The sequence below is a fragment of the Aquabacterium sp. J223 genome, assembly GCF_024666615.1.
Lineage (GTDB): Bacteria > Pseudomonadota > Gammaproteobacteria > Burkholderiales > Burkholderiaceae_C > J223.
Genome location: NZ_CP088297.1, coordinates 2538691 through 2560270 on the forward strand (window position 1 = coordinate 2538691; position 21580 = coordinate 2560270).

The window sequence follows — 21580 nt, forward strand, 5'->3', positions numbered from 1 at the left end:
GCACCGCCGTCGCCGCGCCGCCATCCCCGATGTACGCCCTGTCCAACGAGCCCCGCCTGCGCCCCCACCATGCCGTCTGGCCGGCGCGCCTGCCGCGCGCGCTGAGCGTGCCGCGCACCTCTCTGTGGTTCAACCTCGAGGTCAGCGCCCGACGCTTTCCCGACAAGCCGGCAACGCGGTTCTTCGGCCGCGTCCTGACCTACGCCGACCTTCACCGCCAGGCCGAATGGCTGGCCGGCTGGCTGCAGCAGAGCGCCGGCGTGCGCAAGGGCGACCGGGTGCTGCTGGACCTGCAGAACTGCCCGCAGTTCCTGGTCGCCTTCTACGGCATCCTGCGCGCCGACGCGGTGGTGGTGCCGGTGAACCCGATGAACCGGGCCGAGGAACTGCGCCACTGCATCGCCGACTCCGAGGCGCGGGTGGCGATCTGCAGCGCCGACCTGGCGGGGCTGCTGCACGCCGCGAGCGAAGGGCTGCCGGCCAACCGCCGCCTGACGCACCTGGTGGCCACCCGCCTGGCCGAGGCCGCGCCGGCCGACATCACGGAGGACGAGCGGCCGTCGCCGGCCATGCTCGACTGGCTGCTGGCCGACCCGCCGCTGCCGCCCGGCACGCTGCGCTGGACCGAGGTGCTGGGCAGCGGCTTCGGCCCCGGCGCCCACACCGCCGGGCCCGACGACCTGGCGGTGCTGCCCTACACCTCGGGCACCACCGGCGCGCCCAAGGGCTGCATGCACCCGCACCGCACCCTCATGGCCAACACCGTGGGCGGCCTGTGGACCGGCGCCAACAGCGAGACGGTGGGCCTGGGCGTGGTGCCGATGTTCCACATCACCGGGCTCATCAACTTCGCCACCGGCGCCGTCTACAACGGCTCGACCACCGTGCTGATGCCGCGCTGGGACCGCGAGCTGGCCGGGCGGCTGATCTCGCGCCACCGGGTGACGAACTGGGTGTGCATCCCGACCATGGTGATCGACCTGTTCGGCAGCCCGAACTACCGCCGCTTCGACCTGTCCAGCCTGAAGTCGATGTCGGGCGGTGGCGCCGCCATGCCGCAGGCCGTGGCCGAGCGGCTGCGCGCCGAGTTCGGCATCACCTTCTGCGAGGGCTACGGCCTGACCGAGACCGCCGCCCAGACCCACGTCAACCTGCCGGAGCGGGCCAAGCTGCAGTGCCTGGGCATCCCCTTCTTCGGCACCGACTCGCGGGTGGTCGACCCGCAGACCCTGCGGGAACTGCCGCCCGGCGAGGTGGGCGAGATCGTCTCGCACGGGCCGCAGGTGTTTGAGGGCTACTGGCACCACCCGGAGGCCACCGAGGCCGCCTTCGTCGAGCTCGACGGCCAGCGCTTCTTCCGCACCGGCGACCTCGGCCGCATGGACGAGGAGGGCTACTTCTTCATCACCGACCGGCTGAAGCGGATGATCAACGCCAGCGGATTCAAGGTCTGGCCGGCCGAGGTGGAGGCGCTGCTGTACCAGCATCCGGCCGTGCAGGAGGCCTGCATCATCGCCGCCCGCGACGCCTACCGCGGCGAGACGGTGAAGGCGGTGATCGTGCTGCGCGCCGAGGCCCGGGCCACCACCGCGCCGGAGGACATCACCGCCTGGGCCCGGGAGCACATGGCCGCCTACAAGGTGCCGCGGCTGGTCGAGTTCGTCGACGCGCTGCCCAAGAGCGGCGCCGGCAAGGTGATGTGGCGGCTGCTGCAGGACCGGGAGCAGGCTCAGGGCTGAAGCGCCCTCGCGGCTTCGTCCAGTGCCCGCTGCAGCGCCGTGCGGCTGGGCGTCTCGACGAAGACGCAGCGTTTGCCGGTGCGCTTGCAGTGGTCCTTCACCCGCCAGTAGGCGTCGTGGCTGACGCAGCCGGTCTGGCACAGCACCAGGTCGGCGGCGGCCAGGGTCGCCTCCAGCTGCGCGATGTGGTCCTCGTCGCCGCCGTCGTGGTGCAGGAAGCGGCCGCCGCTGCCCTCGACCACCTGGCGGTACACCGGCACGATGGCCGGACGGCCGCCGACGCACAGGACCGCGCGGTCGTGCAGCGACGCCGGCGCTGGCGTCGTGGCCGCCGCGCCGTCGGTGGTCGCGGTGGCCCGCTGCAGCGCCTGCAGTTCGTCGGTCAGCGCCGCGTGCCGCCGCTGCAGGCGGTCGTGGTCCTGCCGGGCGAGCAGCAGCGCGCGCTGCAGCGCGTGCACCTCGTCGGCCAGCGCGCCGTTGCGCTGCTGCAGCTCGAAGCGGGTCGGCAGGTCGGGCGCGGCCGCGTGCAGCGCCTGCAGCCGCAGCAGCTCGGCATCGCGGGCGGCCAGTTCGCCGCGCAGCTGGCCGAGCAGCCGCGCGTCGGCCTCGGCGCGCCGGGCGTGCTGCTCGACCTGGCGCTGGCAGCGCTGCTGCGCCGCCGCCAGTTCGCGGCCGAGCACGCCGTTCTCGTGCACCAGCTCGGCCAGCCGCTGCAGGTCGGCCCGCGTCGCGCTGCCCACCTGGTGCTGCAGCATGTGCACCGCGCCGAGCACCCGGTCGGCCAGGGCGACGTCGCAGCGGGCATGGGTGATCGTGGCCCAGAAGGCGCCGGGCACCGCCTCGCTGGCGGCGGCGCCGGTCCACCAGGCGGCGAGCGCCTCGGTGGACTTGCAGGCGGCGGCGTCGCGCAGCGGGCCGGCGAAGCGGCGGTCGAGGTCGCGCTGCAGCGCCTCGGCCAGCGGCGTGCGGCGCTTGCATTCCTGCACCGCCATGCAGTGCAGCTCGTACTCGTCGATGGGCAGGGCCTTGGCGCTCAGCCGCCCCATGAGCCGGCGCAGCGCCGGCATCGGCAGGCACATGCCCACCACCGGACAGTGCGCATGGCCGTCGAGCTCCCACAGCCGGCGGCGGCGGGAGCCGGCCGGCTCAGCGGCCGCGACGGGCGATGGGCGCCGGCCCAGCAGGGCCAGCGGTTCGGTGGCGGGCCGCGCGTCGGGCGCGGCCACGGGTGCGATGAAGGAGGTCGCCATGCGATGCGCTCTGCAGCGGCGGCATGGCGGGCGAAGGGCTGGCGTGCCGGGTTGGAGGGGAACGAGGCGTCGATCTTATTGAGAATAGTTCTCAATGGGAAGTCAAAACCGCGACCCCGGCTGGCGCAGGAAGGCCTCCTCCTCCGTGCTGCTCGGTCGGCCGAGCACCTCGTTGCGATGGGGGAAGCGACCGAAGCGCTCGACCACCTCGGCGTGCTTGCGGGCCCAGTCGAGGTAACCGGCCAGTGCCGGCACCTCCTCCGCCAGGTCGCCGTACAGGCGCAGGGCCTCGGCCTGCATCGCCCGGTCCTCGGCGTGCTCGAAGGGCAGGTAGGCGAAGACCCGGCGCAGCGGCGGCAGGCGGCGGTCGTCGCCCGCGGCCACCAACTGCCGCGCGGCGGCCAGCGCCAGCGCGTCGCCGGCGAAGGCGCGGGGCGTGTCGCGGAAGGCGTTGCGGGTGAACTGGTCGAGCACCAGGATGCGCGCCAGCGCGGCCGCCGGGTGCAGCTGCCAGTCGGCCAGGCCGCCGGCCAGCGCCTGCTCGATCGTCGCGCCGAAGCGCCGGGCGATCTCGGCGTCGAAGGCCGGGTCCTTGCGGAACCAGGCCGGATTGGCTTCGAAGGACGCGGCGCTGTGGGCGGGTCCGAACCAGAAGTCCAAGACCTCGTCCGGCGTCATGTCTGCCCCTCGTCCGACGGGTACGTCGGCCGATCCCCCAGGGGATGCGGGCCGGCTTGGGAGCGGCCCGGCGCTCGGCCCGGTGCGCTGAACCCGTCCGCTTCATGCGAGCTGCGCCTTCAGCTCGGGGTGCCGCTGCACATAGGCGGCCATGAAGGCGCACAGCGGCCGCACCTTCAGCCCTTCGGCCTGGGCATGGGCGAACGCCGCCTGCGCCAGCGCGGAGGCGATGCCGTGGCCTTCCTGCGCCTCCGGCACCACGGTGTGGGTGAGCGACATCACGTCGCCGTCGAGCCGGTACTCGGCGATGCTCAGTTCGCCATCGACCTCGGCCTCGAAGCGCGAGGCGCCGGCGTTGTGCCGCACGGGGGTTCCAGTCATCGGGGGGTCCTTCCCAGTCGTCGCCACAGGTAGGCAAATTCGAGCGCCATCAGGTCTGCGCGCTGGCGGTTGTCGGCGGCGCCGCCGTGGCCGCCCTCGGTGTTCTCGTAGTACAGCACCGGCTGGCCCAGTTGCCGCAGGCGTTCGACCATCTTGCGGGCATGGCCCGGGTGCACCCGGTCGTCGCGGGTGGAGGTGGTGAACAACGCCTCGGGATAGGCCACGCCGGGCTTGACGTTCTGGTAGGGGCTGTAGCGGGCGATGTGGGCCCATTGCGCCGGGTCGTCCGGGTCGCCGTACTCGGCCATCCACGAGGCGCCGGCCAGCAGCTTGTGATAACGCCGCATGTCCAGCAGCGGCACCTGGCAGACCACCGCGCCGAACAGGTCCGGCCGCCGCACGAAGACGCTGCCCACCAGCAGCCCGCCGTTGCTGCCGCCCTGGATGCCGAGGTGGCGCGGGCTGGTGATGCGGCGGCGCACCAGGTCTTCGGCCACCGCGATGAAGTCGTCGTGGCTGCGCGCCTTGTGCTCCTTCACCGCGGCCTGGTGCCAGGCCGGGCCGTACTCGCCGCCGCCGCGGAGGTTGGCGACGACGAGCACGCCGCCCTTGGAGTACCAGGCGCTGCCGAAGCCGGCCGAGTACCAGGGCTGCAGCGACACCTCGAAGCCGCCGTAGCCGTAGAGCAGCGTGGGGTTGGTGCCGTCGGCGGTCGCGCCCTTGGGCCAGACGACGAAGTAGGGCACCCGGGTGCCGTCGGCGCTGGTGGCGAAGGCCTGCTCGACCTTCATGCCGGCGGTGTCGAAGAAGGCCGGCCGGGCCTTCAGCGGCTCCATGCGGTCGGGCCCCCGGTCCTCCGAGGCGCCGCCCGCGCCGGTGTGCGCCAGCGACAACGTGTCCGGCGTCAGGAAGTCGGTGTAGCTCACGAGGTAGGCCTCCGCCAGCGGATCGTCCGGCAACAGCGGATCGTGCAGCCCGGCCACGCCCAGTGCGCCGGGGAAGGGCGCCGGCACCTCGCGCCGCTGCCAGCCGGACGCCGGGTCGTGCCGCCAGGCCTCCAGCCGGCTGGCCACGTTGTCCAGCACGTCGACCAGCAGCCGGCTGCGGGTGGTGGTGGTGCCGGCCAGCGAGCGCGTGGGCGTGGGCGTGAAAAGCGCGGTCAGCCGGCGCTCGCCACGCAGGTAGGCCTCGGCATCGGCGACCAGCAGGCTGCCGCGCACGAAGCGCTCGCCACCGCCGGCGGCGCCGTCCGGTGAGGGCAGCGTCCAGTCGCTGCGCAATTCCAGCAGCAGCCAGCGCTGCCAGAACCACAGCGAGGCGTCGGCCGGCTTGTCCACCTCGGCCAGGGTGCCGTCGGCCTGCAGCAGCCAGTGCCGGGTGGTGTAGAAGTCCAGCGAGCGGCCGAAGAGCGTGCGCTCGAAGCCCGGTGTCCGGTCCACCGACACCCAGGCCGACACGTCGGCGGCCTCGCCCTCGAACACCGTCACCGCCTCGGCCAGCGGCTGGCCGCGGCGCCAGCGCTTGATCACCCGCGGGTAGCCGCTGTCGGTGAGCGCGCCGGGGCCGAAGTCGCTGCCGACGTAGACGGTGTCCGCGTCGGCCCAGTCCACCGACGACTTGGCCTCGGGCAGCACGAAACCGCCCTCGGCGGCCGGCACGAAGCGCTTGTCGACCAGGTCGAACTCGCGCACGACGGTGGCGTCGGCGCCGCCGCGCGACAGCGACACCAGCGCCCGCCGGTAGGCCGGGCCGAAGGCGTCGGCGCCGTGCCAGACCCAGTTCTCGCCTTCGGCCTGTGCCAGCGCGTCCAGGTCCAGCACCGGTTCCCAGGCCGGCTCGGGCTTGCGGTACTCGGCCAGCGTGGTGCGGCGCCACAGCCCGCGCGGCCGGGCTTCGTCCTGCCAGAGGTTGTAGAACCAGTCGCCGCGGCGGGTGACGGCGGGGATGCGGTCCTTGGAGTCGAGGATGCGGCGCAGCGCCTCGCGGGTGTCGGCGAAGCCGGGTTCGGCTTCGAGCACCCGGCGCGACTCGGCGTTGCGGGCGTGCACCCAGGCCAGGGCGCGTTCGCCCTCCACGTCCTCCAGCCAGAGCAGGGGATCGGCGTCGGAAGTGGCGTTGGGGGTCATGGCGATCGATGAAGGGGCAGGGAGCATGGACAGCAGGGGCCACGACGAGCCCCAGGCGGCAAGGCCCGCGCCCAGCAGGCCGCGCCGCCGCGCAAGCGGGGTCAACGTCGCCCCGCGGCCTTGAGCCGGACGGGCGTCACCTCCACGCTGCGCTCGCCCTGCGACACCCAGGCGGTGCCGTCCTGCACATTGATGGCCAGCCGCATGCCGCGGTCGGCCAGCGCGGCGAGCGCCTGGGTCTGGTCGGCGGGCACCTGCCAGACCTCGAGGTTGGCGGCCCGCGCCACGCGCTGCTCCAGCGGCTGCCACCAGATCGGCACGCTGCTGCCCGAGGCGTAGACCACCACCTGCTCGGCCCGGCCGGCGGCGCGGATCAGCCGCCGCTCGTCCGGCTGGCCGAGGTCGATCCACTGCACCAGGGCGCCGGTCAGGTCCTTCTGCCACAGCGGCGGCTCGTCGGGCTCGTCCAGGCCCCTGGTGAACTCCAGCATGCCGTGGTGGTCGTCGGCGGGCACGCGCAGGGCGAAGGCCAGCAGCCGCAGCATCAGCCGCTCGTCGTTCTCCGACGGGTGGCGCGCCAGCGTCAGCGAATGGTCGGCGTAGACGCCACGGTCCATGTCGGCCAGCTGCAGCTGGGCTTTGTAGATGGTCGCCTTGAGGGCCATGGTGACGGGGGCGGTGCGGGACGAAGCCGGGCACTGTGCCAGAAGCCGGCCGCACCCCTCCACCCTCAAGTCATCCCGCGGACCGGCCGAAAAAGGGTCGACACCGGCCGTGAAGCGCCGGCGCAGCAAGGAGACACGAGATGACATACCGTTGGATGCAACCGGCGGCGCTAGGCCCCGGACTGATGCGGCGGCTGCGCCTGCACGCCAAGCTGGGCCTGTGCGGCGCGGTGGCGCTCATCGGCATCACCTGCTCGCTGCTCGACGCCGGCCACGGCGGCACCTGGCGCACGGCCGCGCTGGTGTGCTGGGCGCTCTTCGCCTGGTGGGCGCTCAGCCTCGCCTGGACGCTGTCGCAGTCGATGGCGCAGCTGCGGTCCATGCTGGCCGCGATCGAGAAGGGCGACCTGACGCAGACGCTGAGCGTGGCGGGCGACGACGAACTGGCCGCCATCGGCCGGCAGGTCGAGGCGATGAGCCGCCTGCTCTCGAAGATGGTGGCGCGCACGCGCAGCGAGGCGCAGATGGTGGCGATGGGCGGCGAGCGCCTGGGCCGCTCGGCGCGCGAGCTGTCCGACCGCACCGAGTCGCAGGCCAGCAGCCTGGAGCAGACCAACGCCACGCTGACCGAGCTGACGTCCAGCGTGCAGCGCAACGCCGAGCAGGCGCAAGCCGCCGACGGCCTGGCGGCCCAGGTGCGCGGCGAGGCCGAGCAGGGCCTGTCGGTGGTCGAGCAGTCGGTCGACGCCATCCTGCGCATCGAGCAGCGCTCGCGCCAGATGGGCGAGATCATCTCGGTGATCGACGGCATCGCCTTCCAGACCAACATCCTGGCGCTCAACGCCGCGGTGGAGGCCGCACGGGCCGGTGAGCAGGGCCGCGGTTTCGCGGTGGTGGCCGGCGAAGTGCGCAGCCTGGCGCAACGCAGCGCGCAGGCGGCCGCGGAGGTCAAGAAGCTGATCCAGGCCTCGGGCGACGAGGTGCAGCACGGCGTGGCGTCGATCCGCCAGGCCAGCGGCTCGCTCGGCCGCGCGGTGCAGGGCATGCGCGAGCTGGCCGGCCAGGTGCGCGACATCGCCGGTTCCAACAGCGCGCAGAGCACCAGCCTGCGCGAGATCGCCGCGGCCATCGCCAGCCTGGACGACATCACCCAGCGCAACGCCCAGATGGTCGACCGGTCGGTGCACGGCGCCGAGCGGCTGCACCAGCAGGCCATGGTGCTGAGCGCGGCGGTGAGCGACTTCCGCCTGCGGCAGGGCTGCGCCGGCGAGGCGCGCTCCATGGTCGAACGCGCCGTCCGGCTGATCGACGAGGCCGGCCTGCCGGCCGCGCGGCAGCGCTTCCACGACCGCCAGGGCGGCTTCTTCGACCGCGACCTGTTCGTGCTGGTGGTGGACCGGCGCAATCACTTCGCCGCCTTCGGCCTCGCCCCCGACAAGGCCGGCAAGCCGGCGGTCGCCGCGCCCGGCACCGACGTCGACGAGCTGTGCCGCCGTGTCTGGCAGGCCGCGGCGTCCGGCGGCGACTGGGTGGAGTTCCGCGCGATGCACCCGGTGACGAAGCTGATCGTCGACAAGATCGGCTACGTGCTGCCCGCGGGCGGCGGCCAGTACGCCGTGCTGACCAGCGTCAACCGCGGCGACGGCACCGAGGCGGCGCCCGGCACCGCGCCGGCGCCCACGCCGGCGCCGGTGGCCGTCGGCGCGCCGCTGCGGCTGTCCGCGGCCTAGGCCGGCATTCCCGGGCGGCCGGGAGGAACATTGCCTGCCAACGCAGCGGGCGTGAACCTCCACGAACTGACCCTCGGCGGCCTGGCCGCCCTCATCCTCGACCACGACATCGCCCGCTGGGGACTCGCCCTGGCGTTGGCGGTGGTCACCTACACCGTCGTCTGGCTGGCGCTGCGCTTCACGCTCAGGCGCCTGGGCCGGCTGGCGGCGCACAGCCGCACCGCCGTCGACGACGGCCTGGTCGAGGTGCTGCGCGGCACCCGGCGCTGGCTGATCGCCTTCGCCGCGTTGCTGGTCGGGCTCAACGCGCTCGACCTGCCCGAGGTCTGGCGCACGCGCATCGGCCACCTCTGGTTCATCGCCCTGGCGCTGCAGTTCGGCATCTGGGGCAGCCGCGCGGTGCGGCTGGCGCTGGGACGCTACCTGCGCCAGCACGACCCGGCCGGCGTGCTGCAGCACAGCGCCTCGGCCACGCTGGCGTCGTGGGCGGCGCACACCGTGCTGTGGTCGGTGGCGCTGCTGGCCATCCTGTCCAACCTGGGCATCGACATCACCGCCTTCGTCGCCAGCCTGGGCGTGGGCGGCATCGCGGTGGCGCTGGCGGTGCAGAACGTGCTGGGCGACCTGTTCGCCTCGCTGTCGATCGCGGTGGACAAGCCCTTCGAAGTGGGCGACTTCATCGTCTTCGGCGACGTGTCGGGCACGGTGGAGCAGGTCGGCCTGAAGACCACCCGCATCAAGGCGCTGAGCGGCGAGCAGGTGGTGGTGGCCAACACCGACCTGCTCAAGCAGACGGTGCACAACTACAAGCGCCTGCAGCAGCGGCGCATCCAGTTCGGCTTCGGCATCACCTACGACGCCACGCCGGAGCAGGTGGAGCAGGTGCCCGCGGTGGTGGCGCGCATCGTTCGCGGGCGCGAGACGCTGCGCTTCGACCGCGCGCACTTCAAGGGCTTCGGCGAAAGCTCGCTCGACTTCGAGGTGGTCTACGTCGTGCTCGACGCCGACTACAACGTCTACATGGACGAGCAGCAGGCCATCAACCTGGCCCTGATGCGCGAACTGGCCGCGCTGGGCGTCGAGTTCGCGTTCCCCACCCGCACGGTCATCGTCAGCCGGCCCGAGGAGGCGACGATGGTGGCGCAGCGGCCGCCGGTCTCGCGCGCGCACTGACCGCGCGCGCCGGCCGTCAGCGCGCCTCCGCCTCCTCCTCGAACAGCACCGACGGCGAGAACGCCACCGCACCGCCGTCGTCGTTGACCAGCTCCGCATGCTGGATGTCCTCGGCCGACATCGGCCGCGCGAAGTAGAAGCCCTGCAGTTCGTCGCAACCCAGGTCCACCAGTGCGGCCCGCTGCTCCTTCGTCTCCACGCCCTCGGCCACCACCTTCAGGTCCATGGCATGGGCCAGGCGGACGACCGCGTCGACCACCGCGCGGGCGTCCGGGTCGGTGGCCACGTCCTTGACGAAGCTGCGGTCGATCTTCAGCTCGTGCACCCGCCACTGCCGCAGCGAGGCGAGGCTGGAGTAGCCGGTGCCGAAGTCGTCGATGGACAGCTTGACGCCGATCGCGGTCAGCCGCTCGAGCACCGACCGGGTCGCCTCGGTGTTCTCCATCGCCACCGATTCGGTGATCTCGCAGACCAGCTGGGCCGGGGCGACGCCGTGCCGGTCCAGCGCGGCGCGGATGCGGTCGACCACCTCCGGCTGGCGCAGCTGGTAGCCCGACAGGTTGACCGACACCCGCATGCGCAGGCCCTGCTCGGCCCAGGCGGCGATCTGCCGGCAGGCCTCGTCGATGACCCAGTTGCCGATCGGCACGATGAGGCCGAAGCGCTCGGCCACCGGGATGAACACGCCGGGGCTGACCGCGCCCAGCACGGGATGGCGCCAGCGCAGCAGCGCCTCCACCGCGCGCAGCTTGCCGCTGCTGGTGTCGATCTTCGGCTGGTAGTGCAGGTGCAGCTGGCCCAGCTGCAGCGCCTGTCGCAGCGCCTGCTGCAGCGCCAGCTGGCTCTCCTGCGCGGCCTGGTGCATGTGCGCCTCGAAGACGGCGTAGGTGCCGCCGCCGGCGCGCTTGGCGGCGTACATGGCGGCGTCGGCGTGCCCGACCAGCTTGTCGGCGTGGCCGTGGTCCGGGTAGACCACCACGCCCAGCGAGCACGACAGCGAGACGGTGCGCTCGCCGAGGTCGAAGGACTGGTTCAGCGCGTCGAGCATGCGGCCGGCGGTGGCGACCGCCTCGGTGATGTCGGCCACGCCGTCGAGCAGCAGCACGAACTCGTCGCCACCGACCCGGGCCACCGTGTCGGTGGCCCGCACGTTGGCCTGCAGCCGCTCGGCCACCCGGCGCAGCAGGGTGTCGCCGGCCGCATGGCCGTAGCTGTCGTTGACCGGCTTGAAGCCGTCGAGGTCGATGAACAGCACCGCCAGCCGCGCCGCGGCGCGCTGGCCGGGCACCTGGTTCAGCCGCTCGATGCGGGCCACCGCCTGCGCCAGCCGGTCGTCGAACACCACCCGGTTGGCCACCCCGGTCAGCGGGTCGGCGTAGGCGCGGCGCTGCAGCTCTTCGTTGGCGCCGCGCAGCCGGTCGTTGGCCTGCTGCAGCGACGCGGCCAGCTGCGTGGCGCGCGCCTGCAGTCGGGCGTCGAGCACCGACGTGAACAGCGTCACCGACAGCAGCAGCAGCGAGCCGATGACCACCATGGTGCCCAGGCTCTGGCCGCCCAGGCCGTCGGCGCTGAGGCACACGGCGCCGTCGGCGAAGCCGGCGGCCGCCATGCCGGTGTAGTGCATGCCGCTGATGGCCAGGCCCATCACCAGCGAGGCCGCGAACTGCGCCACGCGCGCGCGTTGGCCCTTCAGGCGCCGCATGGCGAAGAAGATGAGCAGCGCGGCCCCGGAGGCCACCCAGGCGATGAGCGCCGACCCCGCGACCCAGCGTGCATCCCAGACGATGCCCGGCGCCATGCGCAGCGCGGCCATGCCGAGGTAGTGCATGGTGCAGATGCCGGCGGCCATGCACAGCGAGCCGCCGAGCAGGTTCTTCACCGTCAGGCGGGGTGCCGCGGCGATGCGCAGCGCCAGCGCCGACACCGCCACCGCCGCGCCCCAGGACACCGCCGTCATCAGCGCGTCGTAGCCCAGGGTGATGGGCAGCGACATGGCCAGCATGCCGACGAAGTGCATCGACCAGATGCCGGTGCCCATGACCACCGCGCCGCCGACCGTCCACGCCCGGGCCATGCTGCGGTCCTCCGCCCGCATGCGACGGGCGAGGTCCAGCGCGACGTAGGACGCGAAGGACGCGATGAGGACGGACAGGACGACCACGGACGGGTCGTAGAGGGGCTGCAGCATCGGCATGGCAGGAAGACGGCAGCCCGGGTGGCCGCGACGTCCTGTTATCGGCCGTGTCCGCGCCCGCTTGAGTGCACGGCATGACGCCGCGTCGGCCCGACCAAGAAAAAGGCGCCCCGCAGGGCGCCTGGTGTTGTCGTCCGGACGCGGGCCGAGGTCAGCGTCGGGGACCGGAGGAGCGGCCGCCCGGGGCGCCGCGGCCCTGGCCGCCGCCGCCGCCACCACCGTTGCGTCCGCCGCCACCACCGCCACCACCGCCGCCACCGCCGCCACGACCCTGCCGCGGCGCGCCGCCGCCGCCACCGCCCGGCCGACCGCCGCGCGACGGGGCGCCGACGCCGATGGTCATGCGACGGCCGAGCACGATCGGTTCGGGCTTCTCGCTCGGGTCCGGCTCGAAGCCGGGGATGACCGCGCGCGGGATGCTGCGCTTGATCAGCCGCTCGATGTCCTGCAGGAAACCGAGCTCGTCGACGCAGACCAGCGAGATGGCCTGGCCCTCCGCGCCGGCGCGGCCGGTGCGGCCGATGCGGTGGACGTAGTCCTCCGGCACGTTGGGCAGCTCGAAGTTGACGACGTGCGGCAGCTGGTCGATGTCGATGCCGCGGGCGGCGATGTCGGTGGCCACCAGCACCTGCAGGCTGCCGCCCTTGAACTCGGACAGCGCCTTGGTGCGCGCGCCCTGGCTCTTGTTGCCATGGATGGCCATGGCGGTGATGCCGCTCTCGTTCAGGTAGTCGGCCAGCCGGTTGGCGCCGTGCTTCATGCGGGTGAAGACCAGCACCTGGTGCCAGTCGCCCTGGCGGATGAGGTGCGCCAGCAGCTCCTTCTTGCGGTCGCGGCTCACCGGGTGGATCTTCTGGTCGATGAGCTCGGCGGTGGCGTTGCGGCGCGCCACCTCGATCAGCGCCGGCGCGTTGAGCAGCCGGTCGGCCAGGCCCTTGATCTCGTCGCTGAAGGTGGCCGAGAAGAGCAGGCTCTGCTTCTTCTGCGGCAGCACCGCCAGCACCTTCTTGATGTCGTGGATGAAGCCCATGTCGAGCATGCGGTCGGCCTCGTCGAGCACGAAGATCTGCACGTGCTTGAGGTCCAGCGTGCCCTGGCCCAGGTGGTCCAGCAGGCGGCCGGGGGTGGCGACGAGGATGTCCACGCCCTGGCGCAGACGGTCGATCTGCGGCTGCATGCCGACGCCGCCGAACATCACCATGCTGGTCAGCTTGAGGTACTTGCCGTAGGTGCGCACGCTCTCCTCCACCTGCGCCGCGAGTTCGCGCGTCGGGGTGAGGATGAGGGCGCGGATGCAGACACGGCCGCGCGCGTCGCGCAGCGGCGGCTCGGCCGACAGGCGCTGCAGCATGGGCAGGGTGAAGCCGGCGGTCTTGCCGGTGCCGGTCTGGGCGCCGGCGAGCAGGTCGCCGCCCTTGAGCACGGCGGGAATCGCCTGCAGCTGGATCGGGGTGGGGGGTGTCGTAGCCCTGCTCTTGAACGGCACGCAGGAGGGGCTCGGCCAGGCCGAGGGAATCAAAGGACATGAGTTGTCGCGGTCTCGTCTTGAAGACGCCAGGGTCCGGCCGCCACGTGTCGAATCTTCGACAGGGCGCCAGTCGCAGGACCGGGGAGGAAAGCCGGCTTCGTCGAGCAGCCGTGAAGGCTCTGAAGACCGGTCGTCGGGGTGACGGCAGCGCGAAAAGACTGGGAAGTGCGCTGATGGCGGGATTGTAGCCGGCCGCTCGCCGACGCCCCGTCGCCGAAGACCCGGTGAAGGCAGGGCGAGGCCCCGCTTCTTCGCGTTTCAGGGGCGGCGGGAGGCTGCCGCGGGTTACGTTTTGAAGTCCCGGGCTAGGGGAGCGCACCGCCCCTGTTAGGGGCTCGCGCCGGGGTTGCGAACGAGCTCAATGGCGACCCCATCGTTCAACCGGGAGACAGCCATGCTGGCACTCGACATTGCGCGCTTCAAGGGCAACCCCTTCGCCGAACTCATCCTGCGTTACCCCTGCCCGCAGCGCGTCCTGATGGTGACCGACGCCGCGCTCAACTTCGGCAACGGCGGCTTCGGCCTGTCCGAGTTCGTGTCCATCGTGCAGGGCGGTGGCCACACCGTGAGCACGGCGCACCGCAGCGGCGGCGGCGGGGCGTCCATCGCCGGGGCGTTCAACTTCGCCACCGCCGCCACGCCGGTGACCACCGCCAACTACGACCAGGTGTGGCTGTTCGGCTTCAGCGGCGCCAACATCAATGCGCAGGAGCAGCAGGCGCTTGCGCAGTTCATGCAGAACGGCGGCGGCGTGTTCGCCACCGGCGACCACGAGAGCATCGGCTCGGGCATGGGCACGCAGCTGCCGCGGGTGCGCTCGATGCGCAACTGGTCGTCGGTGCCCATGGTCAACCCGGAGCGCCACGACACCGTGATCAACGCCGGTGCCGACGCCATCAAGCAGTTCAGCGACCAGGCCGACCCGATCGCGCAGCCGCTGTACCCGGTGTACTTCTCCAACGGCGGTCCCGACAACGCCGCGACGAGCTGGAGCCCCCATCCGGTGCTGCGCCATCCGTCGGGGGCGGTGGACGCGCTGCCCGACCATCCGCACGAGAGCGAATGCTTCGCGCCGACGCCGGTGGCCGGCAACTTCGCCGGCGTGGAGGAATGGCCGGCGCCGGTGGGCGGCGGCGCGCGCATCCCGGCGGTGGTCGTGGGCGTGACCATGTCGGCCGGCCGCTTCATCACCGACACGCTGAAGCCGCCGGTGCGGCCGCACAGCTTCGGCGCCATCTCGGCCTACGACGGCGACGCGGCGCGCGTCGGCCGCATCGTCTGCGACGCCACCTGGCACCATTTCGTCAACGTCAACCTGAACGGCGCCGGCGCCACGCCCGACACGCTGAACAACCCGCGCCAGGGGCTGTACTTCAACGGCAACCCGACACCGGAGTACCAGAAGATCCAGCGCTACTTCCTCAACACCGTCCGCTGGCTGGCACCGCGCAACCGGCGCAACTGCTGGCCCTTCCTGCAGGCGGCGCTGGCGCGGTTCGACCTCGAGATGCTGGAGGCGCTGCGCGAGCCGATTCCGCATCCCTGCCCGTGGGACCCGCTGCAGCAGATCGGCCGCGTGGCCGAGGACGCGCTGGCCCGCCACTGGGGTGCCGGCGCGGTCGGCGAGGTGGTCGACGACCTGCTGCAGGCGGCCCAGGCGCCGGCCAGCCTGTCGCTGGCGCTGCGCTCGCTGGTGCCGCCGGCCGAGGAGCGGCAGCGCCGCGCCGACGCCTCGCTGCTGCCGGTCGCCGAGATGCGGCGTGCGGTGCTGGGCGCGCTGGTCAACGCCATCGCCCGCGAGCTGCCGGCCGACGAGGAACAGCTGGCCGCCGCCTTCCGCGACGACCACGACGAACTGGCGCGCAAGCTGGTGCCGCAGGCGGTGCGCGAGGCCGAGCTGGCCATCCACGAGCACCTCGAGCGCGGGGCCAAGCAGACCAAGCTGCTGATGCGCGCGATCCAGGAGCGCGACGGCAAGTGAGGCCGGCTCAGGGCGCGGCTTCCTCCAGCGCCGCCAGGTAGCTGCGCCGCCACCAGTGGATGTCGAACTCGGTGATGCCCGCCAGCAGCGCCGCATGGCGCTGCCGGCGCTCTTCCAGCGGCATCTGCAGGGCGCGGTGAATGGCCGCCGCGGTGCCCTGCGTGTCGTGCGGGTTGACCAAGATGGCCTGCTTCATCTGCTCGGCCGCGCCGGCGAAGCGAGACAGCACCAGCACGCCCGGGTCCTCGGGGTCCTGGGCGGCGACGAACTCCTTGGCCACCAGGTTCATGCCGTCGCGCAGCGGCGTGACCAGCGCGACCTTGGCCGCGCGGCACAGGCCCGGCATGCGCTTGCGCGCCAGCGCGCGGTGGATATAGCGGATGGGCACCCAGTCCAGCGTGCCGTACTGGCCGTTGATGGCGCCGGTCAGGCCCTCCAGCTCGCGGCGGATGTCGGCGTAGGCGTCGACCTCCTCGCGCGACGGCGCGGCGATCTGGATCAGCGTGGCCGACGAACGCGTGTCCTCGTACTCGTCGAGCAGCCGCTTGAAGGCGCGGAACCGCTGCGGCAGGCCCTTGGAGTAGTCCAGCCGGTCGGCGCCGATGAGCACCCGCCGGTGCGAGTACTGGTCGCGCATCTGCTCGAAGGTCTCCACCGCCTCGCGCTGCTCGCCGAGGCGGCGGAACTCGTCGACGTCCATGCCGATGGGGAAGGCCTGCGCCTTGAGCACCCGGCCGAAGCCCGAGTAGCGGTCGCCCGGCAGCGGCACCACGTCGCCCTCGGCCTGGCCGAAGCGGGCGAAGTGCTGCACGTCGGCCTGCGCCTGGAAGCCGACGAGGTCGTACGCGAACAGCATGCGCAGCAGCCAGTCGGCGCCGGGCATGGCGGACAGCAGCTGCGGCGGCGGCAGCGGGATGTGCAGGAAGAAGCCGATGCGCTGCTTGCAGCCCAGCGCGCGCAGCTCGGCGCCCAGCGGGATCAGGTGGTAGTCGTGGATCCAGAGGACGTCGTCGTCCTTCAGCAGCGGCTTCAGCGCCCGGGCGAAGCGCTGGTTGACGGCCTTGTAGCGGTCGAGGAAGCCGGACTCGAAGTCGGCCAGGTCGAGCCGGTAGTGGAAGACCGGCCACAGCACCTTGTTGGCGTAGCCGAGGTAGTAGCCGTCGTGGTCCTCGCGGCTGAGGGCCAGGCCGGCCAGGCTGACCTTGCCCCAGCGGGTGACCTCCGGTTCGTCGGTGAGCGCTTCGCCCGGCTCGGCGATGTGGCCGCTCCAGCCGAACCACAGGCCGCCGGTGCGCTGCAGGCTCTCGCCCAGCGCCACGGCCAGGCCGCCGGCCGCGGCCTTGCGTGGGTCGGCGAGCCGATTGGAGACGACGACGAGCCGGCCCATCAGATCACGCTCTCCCAGCGCGCGGACAACCGCACCGCGCCGTTGATCAGCCCGACCATCGAGTAGGTCTGCGGGAAGTTGCCCCACAGCTCGCCGGTCCTGGGGTCGGTGTCCTCGCTGAGCAGGCCGACGTGGTTGCGGGTGGCCAGCAGCGCCTCGAAGATCTCGCGCGCCTCGTCCTGCCGGCCCAGCCGCCACAGCGTCTCCAGCCGCCAGAAGCTGCAGATGTTGAAGGCGGTGGTCGGCCGGCCGAAGTCGTCCGGCGCCTCGTAGCGCTTCATGTAGGGGCCGTCGCACAGGTGCTGCTCCAGCGCCGCCACGGTGGAGACGAAGCGCGGGTCGTCCACCGGCAGGAAGCCGACCTCGGCCATCAGCAGCACGCCGGCGTCGAGGTCGCGGCCACCGTAGCTCTCGGCGAAGACCCGGCGCTGCTCGCACCACGACCGCTCGAGGATGCTGGCCCGCAGCCGGTCGGCGTTCTCGCGCCAGTGGCGCTCGCGGTCGGGCAGCGCCAGGCGGCGGGCGATCTTGGCCAGCCGATCGAAGGCCGCCCAGCTCATCAACGCCGAGGTGGTGTGCACCCGGGCGCGGGTGCGCAGCTCCCACATGCCGGCGTCGGGCTGCTCGCAGACCTTCAGCGCCTGGCGGCCCACCGTCTCCAGCCGCTCGAACTCGGCCAGGCCGGCCGGGCGCAGCAGGCGGGTGTCGTGGAAGGCCTGCGCCGCACCGAGCACGATGTTGCCGTAGACGTCGTGCTGGAAGTGCTCGTAGGCCTGGTTGCCGATGCGCACCGGCCCGTCGCCGCGGTAACCGGGCAGGTGCTCGGCCAGGCGCTCGTCCAGCCGCTCCTCGAGGCCGACGCCGTACAGCGGCTGGATGTGGCCGTCGCGCTCGCTGGCCACCACGTTGATCAGCCAGCGCAGGTGGTCCTCCATGGTCGCCACCTCGGCCAGGCTGTTGAGCGCCCGCACGGTGAAGAAGGCGTCGCGCAGCCAGCAGTAGCGGTAGTCCCAGGTGCGGCCGCTGCCGGGCGCCTCCGGGATGCTGGTGGTCATGGCGGCGACGATGGCGCCGGTGTCCTCGTACAGCGACAGTTTCAGCGTGATGGCGGCGCGGATCACCGCCTCCTGCCATTCCAGCGGCACCGCCAGCGCGCGCGTCCAGGCGCGCCACCAGCCGGCGGTGTCGCGCTCGAACTGGTCGGCGGTGGGTGTCACCGCGCCCGGCAGCGTCTCGTCCGGCCCGAGCAGGAAATCCATCGGCCCCTGCAGCACGAAGGGCTGCTGCTGCAGCACATGGTCCAGCGGCGCGTTGGTGGTCAGCCGCAGGGTGGTGGTCGGGCCGACGTAGCGGGCGTGGTGGCTGCCGCGGGTGATGGTGGGCGCCAGGCGTCCCCAGTCGAAGCGGGGTTCCAGCCGGACCCGGATCCTCGGCGTGCCGCGCAGGGGCCGCAGCCGGCGCACCAGCGTCTGCGGCCGGAACATGCGCTCGTACTGCCGGAAGCGCGGCGCGAAGTCGACGATCTCCAGCGACTGGCCGTGCCGGTCGTGCAGCCGGGTGCGCACGATGGCGGTGTTCACGTCGTAGGCCTGCTCGCTGTGGTCGAAGTCCTCCAGCTCGATGGTCCACTGGCTGCCGTCGGGGCCGTCGTCGAGCAGCGCGTCGAACACCGGGTCGCCGTCGAAACGCGGCAGGCAGCACCAGACGATGCGGCCCCGCCGGTCGACCAGGGCGGAGTAGCTGCAGTTGCCGATCACGGCCAGGTCCAGCGAGGCAGGGCCCGCCGGCGGACCGGGGTGGAAGCGGCTGCCGTGCGCGGCTGGGGGCGCCGCCCGGTTCAGCTCCATGGGCGCTGACCGGACAGCGCACCCCAGGACGCGGCCAGCCAGTCGTGCACCGCGGCCGGATCGGCCAGCCGTTCGCGCGCGCTGCTCGGGCCCGGGCCGACCTTGAGGCCCCGACCGCCCACCGCCTGGGCGGCGACGACGCCGGCCTCGTCGGTCACGTCGTCGCCGACGAAGACCGGCCGCCGGCCGGCGAAGGGCGCCTCGGTCAGGAAGGCCTGCAGCGCACGGCCCTTGTCGCGGCCGGCCGGCTTGGCCTCGACCACCGCCTTGCCGGCCAGCGGCTGCAGCGACTGCACGCCGGCCAGCGCCTGCTCCATCCAGAACACGCAGGCCGGACCGTGCTCGGGCGCCTGGCGCCAGTGCAGGGCGAAGGCCCCGGACTTGCGCTCCAGCCAGACGCCGGGGTGGCTGCGGGCGAAGCACTCGCCCGCGGCCATCAGGTCGTCCAGCAGCCGCGGCTCGGCGGGCGGGGCGTCGTGGCGCCGGCCGGCCGCGTCGCGCCGCTCGGCCCCGTGCACGCCGGCCGACGGCAGCGACAGCGGCGCCAGCAGGGCGTCGAGCTGCTCGATGGGGCGGCCGGACACCACCGCCAGCGCGCCGCCAAGTGCCTCCTGGAGGCCGGCCAGCAGTGCCAGCAGGGCGGGCGGCACGCGCACCTGCTCGGGTCGCGGCGCCAGCTCGGCCAGCGTGCCGTCGAAGTCGAGGAACAGCGCCTCCTGCCGCTGCAGCACGGCCGGCCGGGGCGGGCGCAGGCCCGGCGCCGGCGGGCGGTCGGGCGGCACGGCGTCGTCGGACAAGGGCAGGGTGCTGTCGAAGGTGGTGATGTTCACGGGCGCCAAGCCTATGCCGGCGGCGCCGCACCCGTCTGTCAGGAAAGCGGAAGCGGTGCTGTGGGAGCAGGCCGTCCGACGGGCGGCAGGCGCCAGCGGCGACAATAGCGGCTTCGCCTGCACAAGACCACGGAAGCACCCCACCATGGCGCAATACGTCTTCACCATGAACCGCGTCGGCAAGATCGTGCCGCCGAAGCGGCAGATCCTGAAGGACGTCAGCCTGTCCTTCTTCCCCGGCGCCAAGATCGGCGTTCTGGGGCTCAACGGCTCCGGCAAGTCGACGCTGCTCAAGATCATGGCCGGCCTCGACAAGGAGATCGAGGGCGAAGCCCAGCCCATGCCCGGCCTGAAGATCGGCTACCTGCCGCAGGAGCCGCAGCTCGACCCCGAGAAGTCCGTGCGCGAGAGCGTCGAGGCCGGCCTGGGCGGCGTGATGGCCGCCAAGCAGCGGCTGGACGAGGTCTACGCGGCCTACGCCGAGCCCGATGCCGACTTCGACAAGCTGGCCGCCGAGCAGGCCGAGCTGGAGGCCATCATCGCCGCGGCGGGCAGCGAGAACACCGACCTGCAGCTGGAGATCGCCGCCGACGCGCTGCGCCTGCCGCCCTGGGACGCCAACATCGGCGTGCTGTCCGGCGGCGAGAAGCGGCGCGTGGCGCTGTGCCAGCTGCTGCTGAGCAAGCCGGACATGCTGCTGCTCGACGAGCCGACCAACCACCTGGACGCCGAATCGGTGGAATGGCTGGAGCAGTTCCTGAAGCGCTTCCCCGGCACCGTGGTGGCCATCACCCACGACCGCTACTTCCTCGACAACGCGGCCGAGTGGATCCTCGAACTGGACCGCGGCCGCGGCCTGCCCTACCAGGGCAACTACACCACCTGGCTCGACCAGAAGGAAAAGCGGCTGGAGCAGGAGCAGCGCACCGAGGACGCCCGCACCCGCGCCATGAAGCGCGAACTGGAGTGGGTGCGCAAGAACCCGAAGGGCCGCCAGGCCAAGAGCAAGGCCCGACTGGCGCGCTTCGAGGAGCTGTCCGACGTCGAGTACCAGAAGCGCAACGAGACCAACGAGATCTTCATCCCGGTGGCCGAGCGGCTGGGCCACGAGGTCATCGAGTTCAAGGGCGTGAGCAAGAGCTTCGGCGACCGGGTGCTGATCGACAACCTGAGCTTCAAGGTGCCGGCCGGCGCCATCGTCGGCATCATCGGTCCCAACGGCGCGGGCAAGTCCACGCTCTTCCGCATGATCCAGGGCAAGGAGACGCCGGACGCCGGCGAGGTGGTCATCGGCAAGACGGTGAAGATGGCCTTCGTCGACCAGAGCCGGGAGAGCCTGGACGGCGAGAAGACGGTGTGGGAGGACGTCTCCGGCGGCCTGGACAACATCGTCGTCGGCAAGTTCGTCATGCCCAGCCGGGCCTACATCGGCCGCTTCAACTTCAAGGGCAACGACCAGCAGAAGCTGGTGAAGAACCTCTCAGGCGGTGAACGCGGCCGGCTGCACCTGGCCAAGACCCTGGCCCAGGGCGGCAACGTGCTGATGCTGGACGAACCGTCGAACGACCTGGACGTCGAGACCCTGCGCGCGCTGGAAGAAGCGCTGCTGGAGTTCGCCGGCACGGCGATGGTGATCAGCCACGACCGCTGGTTCCTCGACCGCATCTGCACCCACATCCTGGCCGCCGAGGGGGACAGCCAGTGGTTCTTCTACGACGGCAACTACCAGGAGTACGAGGCCGACAAGAAGAAGCGTCTGGGCGAAGAGGGCGCACGTCCGAAGCGGGTGCGCTACAAGGCGCTGAAGTGACCGCCGCCCGGCGGGCGGTGCGTCGACATCCGAGGCGGCCTGCGGGCCGCCTTTTTCGTGTGGCGGTCGGTCAGCGGCCGTCGGGCTGGGGGACGGCCGGCAGCAGGCCCTGGCGCTCCAGCCGCTGGCGGATGGGCTCGGGCAGCACCTCGGCGGGCGACGCCTTCTGCGGAAGGGCCGGGGTGGCGGGGACGGGGGCGGGGTGGCGGGCGGCGGGCATGGCAATCCTGGCAGTCGGCACGATGGCCGTAGAACGTCCTT

General features: G+C 72.5%; 15 protein-coding genes and 1 pseudogene. 5 read left to right on the forward strand and 11 right to left on the reverse strand.

All coding sequences use genetic code 11. The features are described from left to right. Positions 1-29 precede the first annotated feature (29 nt). Positions 30-1739, forward strand: coding sequence for a long-chain fatty acid--CoA ligase (locus tag LRS07_RS12220; RefSeq protein ID WP_260498310.1), 1710 nt, complete (start codon positions 30-32; stop codon positions 1737-1739). On the opposite strand, the gene LRS07_RS12225 is transcribed toward LRS07_RS12220, so the two are convergent. The 5 genes from LRS07_RS12225 to LRS07_RS12245 form a co-directional block, all read right to left on the reverse strand. Continuing rightward, entirely contained in the window at positions 1730-2989 is a 1260-nt protein-coding gene (locus tag LRS07_RS12225) for a DUF2325 domain-containing protein (protein ID WP_260498311.1), read from the reverse strand. The two genes, LRS07_RS12220 and LRS07_RS12225, sit on opposite strands and share 10 nt — an antisense overlap. A gap of 102 nt (positions 2990-3091) precedes the next feature. Next, positions 3092-3667, reverse strand: a complete 576-nt coding sequence (locus tag LRS07_RS12230) for a DUF924 family protein (protein WP_260498312.1) — start codon at positions 3665-3667, stop codon at positions 3092-3094. Between the two features lie 102 nt (positions 3668-3769). Further along, on the reverse strand, positions 3770-4048 hold the full coding sequence (locus LRS07_RS12235; RefSeq protein ID WP_260498313.1) for a GNAT family N-acetyltransferase: 279 nt from the start codon (positions 4046-4048) through the stop codon (positions 3770-3772). Next, positions 4045-6174 carry a prolyl oligopeptidase family serine peptidase gene (locus LRS07_RS12240; protein ID WP_260498314.1) on the reverse strand — a complete coding sequence of 710 codons (2130 nt, stop codon included), beginning with the start codon at positions 6172-6174 and terminating at the stop codon, positions 4045-4047. Before LRS07_RS12240 ends, LRS07_RS12235 begins: the two co-directional genes overlap by 4 nt. Before the next feature lie 101 nt (positions 6175-6275). Further along, positions 6276-6839, reverse strand: coding sequence for a YaeQ family protein (locus LRS07_RS12245; protein ID WP_260498315.1), 564 nt, complete (start codon positions 6837-6839; stop codon positions 6276-6278). A gap of 140 nt (positions 6840-6979) precedes the next feature. On the opposite strand from LRS07_RS12245, the gene LRS07_RS12250 reads away from it, so the two are divergent. Next, entirely contained in the window at positions 6980-8569 is a 1590-nt protein-coding gene (locus LRS07_RS12250; protein WP_260498316.1) for a methyl-accepting chemotaxis protein, read from the forward strand. A gap of 66 nt (positions 8570-8635) precedes the next feature. Beyond that, complete coding sequence (locus LRS07_RS12255) at positions 8636-9742, forward strand: mechanosensitive ion channel family protein (protein WP_409450643.1); 1107 nt, start codon at positions 8636-8638, stop codon at positions 9740-9742. Between the two features lie 16 nt (positions 9743-9758). Here LRS07_RS12255 and LRS07_RS12260 read toward each other — a convergent pair whose 3' ends face one another. Then, a complete protein-coding gene (locus tag LRS07_RS12260) occupies positions 9759-11930 on the reverse strand; it encodes a putative bifunctional diguanylate cyclase/phosphodiesterase (protein WP_260498318.1) in 2172 nt (723 codons plus the stop codon). 157 nt (positions 11931-12087) lie between these two features. Further along, a pseudogene (locus tag LRS07_RS12265) lies at positions 12088-13462 on the reverse strand (DEAD/DEAH box helicase). Positions 13463-13858: 396 nt separating this feature from the next. On the opposite strand from LRS07_RS12265, the gene LRS07_RS12270 reads away from it, so the two are divergent. Further along, a complete protein-coding gene (locus LRS07_RS12270) occupies positions 13859-15445 on the forward strand; it encodes a hypothetical protein (protein WP_260498319.1) in 1587 nt (528 codons plus the stop codon). 7 nt (positions 15446-15452) lie between these two features. On the opposite strand, the gene LRS07_RS12275 is transcribed toward LRS07_RS12270, so the two are convergent. Genes LRS07_RS12275 through otsB form a run of 3 tightly spaced genes read right to left on the reverse strand, consistent with a single transcriptional unit; the run spans position 15453 to position 19509 of the window. Further along, entirely contained in the window at positions 15453-16832 is a 1380-nt protein-coding gene (locus tag LRS07_RS12275) for an alpha,alpha-trehalose-phosphate synthase (UDP-forming) (protein ID WP_260498320.1), read from the reverse strand. Further along, positions 16832-18679 (reverse strand): glycoside hydrolase family 15 protein, encoded by a 1848-nt coding sequence (locus LRS07_RS12280; RefSeq protein ID WP_260498321.1) that lies wholly within the window; start codon positions 18677-18679, stop codon positions 16832-16834. Before LRS07_RS12280 ends, LRS07_RS12275 begins: the two co-directional genes overlap by 1 nt. Further along, positions 18670-19509: a trehalose-phosphatase gene (gene otsB, locus LRS07_RS12285; RefSeq protein ID WP_260498322.1), complete on the reverse strand. Its 840-nt coding sequence runs from the start codon at positions 19507-19509 to the stop codon at positions 18670-18672. Before otsB ends, LRS07_RS12280 begins: the two co-directional genes overlap by 10 nt. Before the next feature lie 145 nt (positions 19510-19654). Here otsB and ettA point away from each other — a divergent pair, with 145 nt between their 5' ends. Beyond that, positions 19655-21319, forward strand: coding sequence for an energy-dependent translational throttle protein EttA (gene ettA / locus LRS07_RS12290; RefSeq protein ID WP_260498323.1), 1665 nt, complete (start codon positions 19655-19657; stop codon positions 21317-21319). A gap of 70 nt (positions 21320-21389) precedes the next feature. Here the strand turns inward: ettA and LRS07_RS12295 are convergent, their stop codons facing one another. Beyond that, positions 21390-21539: a hypothetical protein gene (locus tag LRS07_RS12295; RefSeq protein WP_260498324.1), complete on the reverse strand. Its 150-nt coding sequence runs from the start codon at positions 21537-21539 to the stop codon at positions 21390-21392. Between the last annotated feature and the right edge of the window lie 41 nt (positions 21540-21580).

Excerpts from the sequence above, each read along its gene's own strand:
- LRS07_RS12220 (WP_260498310.1), top strand. The coding sequence starts at position 30 with ATGTACGCCCTGTCCAACGAGCCCCGCCTGCGCCCCCACCATGCCGTC.
- LRS07_RS12225 (WP_260498311.1), bottom strand. The coding sequence starts at position 2,989 with ATGGCGACCTCCTTCATCGCACCCGTGGCCGCGCCCGACGCGCGGCCC.
- LRS07_RS12230 (WP_260498312.1), bottom strand. The coding sequence starts at position 3,667 with ATGACGCCGGACGAGGTCTTGGACTTCTGGTTCGGACCCGCCCACAGC.
- LRS07_RS12235 (WP_260498313.1), bottom strand. The coding sequence starts at position 4,048 with ATGACTGGAACCCCCGTGCGGCACAACGCCGGCGCCTCGCGCTTCGAG.
- LRS07_RS12240 (WP_260498314.1), bottom strand. The coding sequence starts at position 6,174 with ATGACCCCCAACGCCACTTCCGACGCCGATCCCCTGCTCTGGCTGGAG.
- LRS07_RS12245 (WP_260498315.1), bottom strand. The coding sequence starts at position 6,839 with ATGGCCCTCAAGGCGACCATCTACAAAGCCCAGCTGCAGCTGGCCGAC.
- LRS07_RS12250 (WP_260498316.1), top strand. The coding sequence starts at position 6,980 with ATGACATACCGTTGGATGCAACCGGCGGCGCTAGGCCCCGGACTGATG.
- LRS07_RS12260 (WP_260498318.1), bottom strand. The coding sequence starts at position 11,930 with ATGCTGCAGCCCCTCTACGACCCGTCCGTGGTCGTCCTGTCCGTCCTC.
- LRS07_RS12270 (WP_260498319.1), top strand. The coding sequence starts at position 13,859 with ATGCTGGCACTCGACATTGCGCGCTTCAAGGGCAACCCCTTCGCCGAA.
- LRS07_RS12275 (WP_260498320.1), bottom strand. The coding sequence starts at position 16,832 with ATGGGCCGGCTCGTCGTCGTCTCCAATCGGCTCGCCGACCCACGCAAG.
- LRS07_RS12280 (WP_260498321.1), bottom strand. The coding sequence starts at position 18,679 with ATGGAGCTGAACCGGGCGGCGCCCCCAGCCGCGCACGGCAGCCGCTTC.
- ettA (WP_260498323.1), top strand. The coding sequence starts at position 19,655 with ATGGCGCAATACGTCTTCACCATGAACCGCGTCGGCAAGATCGTGCCG.
- LRS07_RS12295 (WP_260498324.1), bottom strand. The coding sequence starts at position 21,539 with ATGCCCGCCGCCCGCCACCCCGCCCCCGTCCCCGCCACCCCGGCCCTT.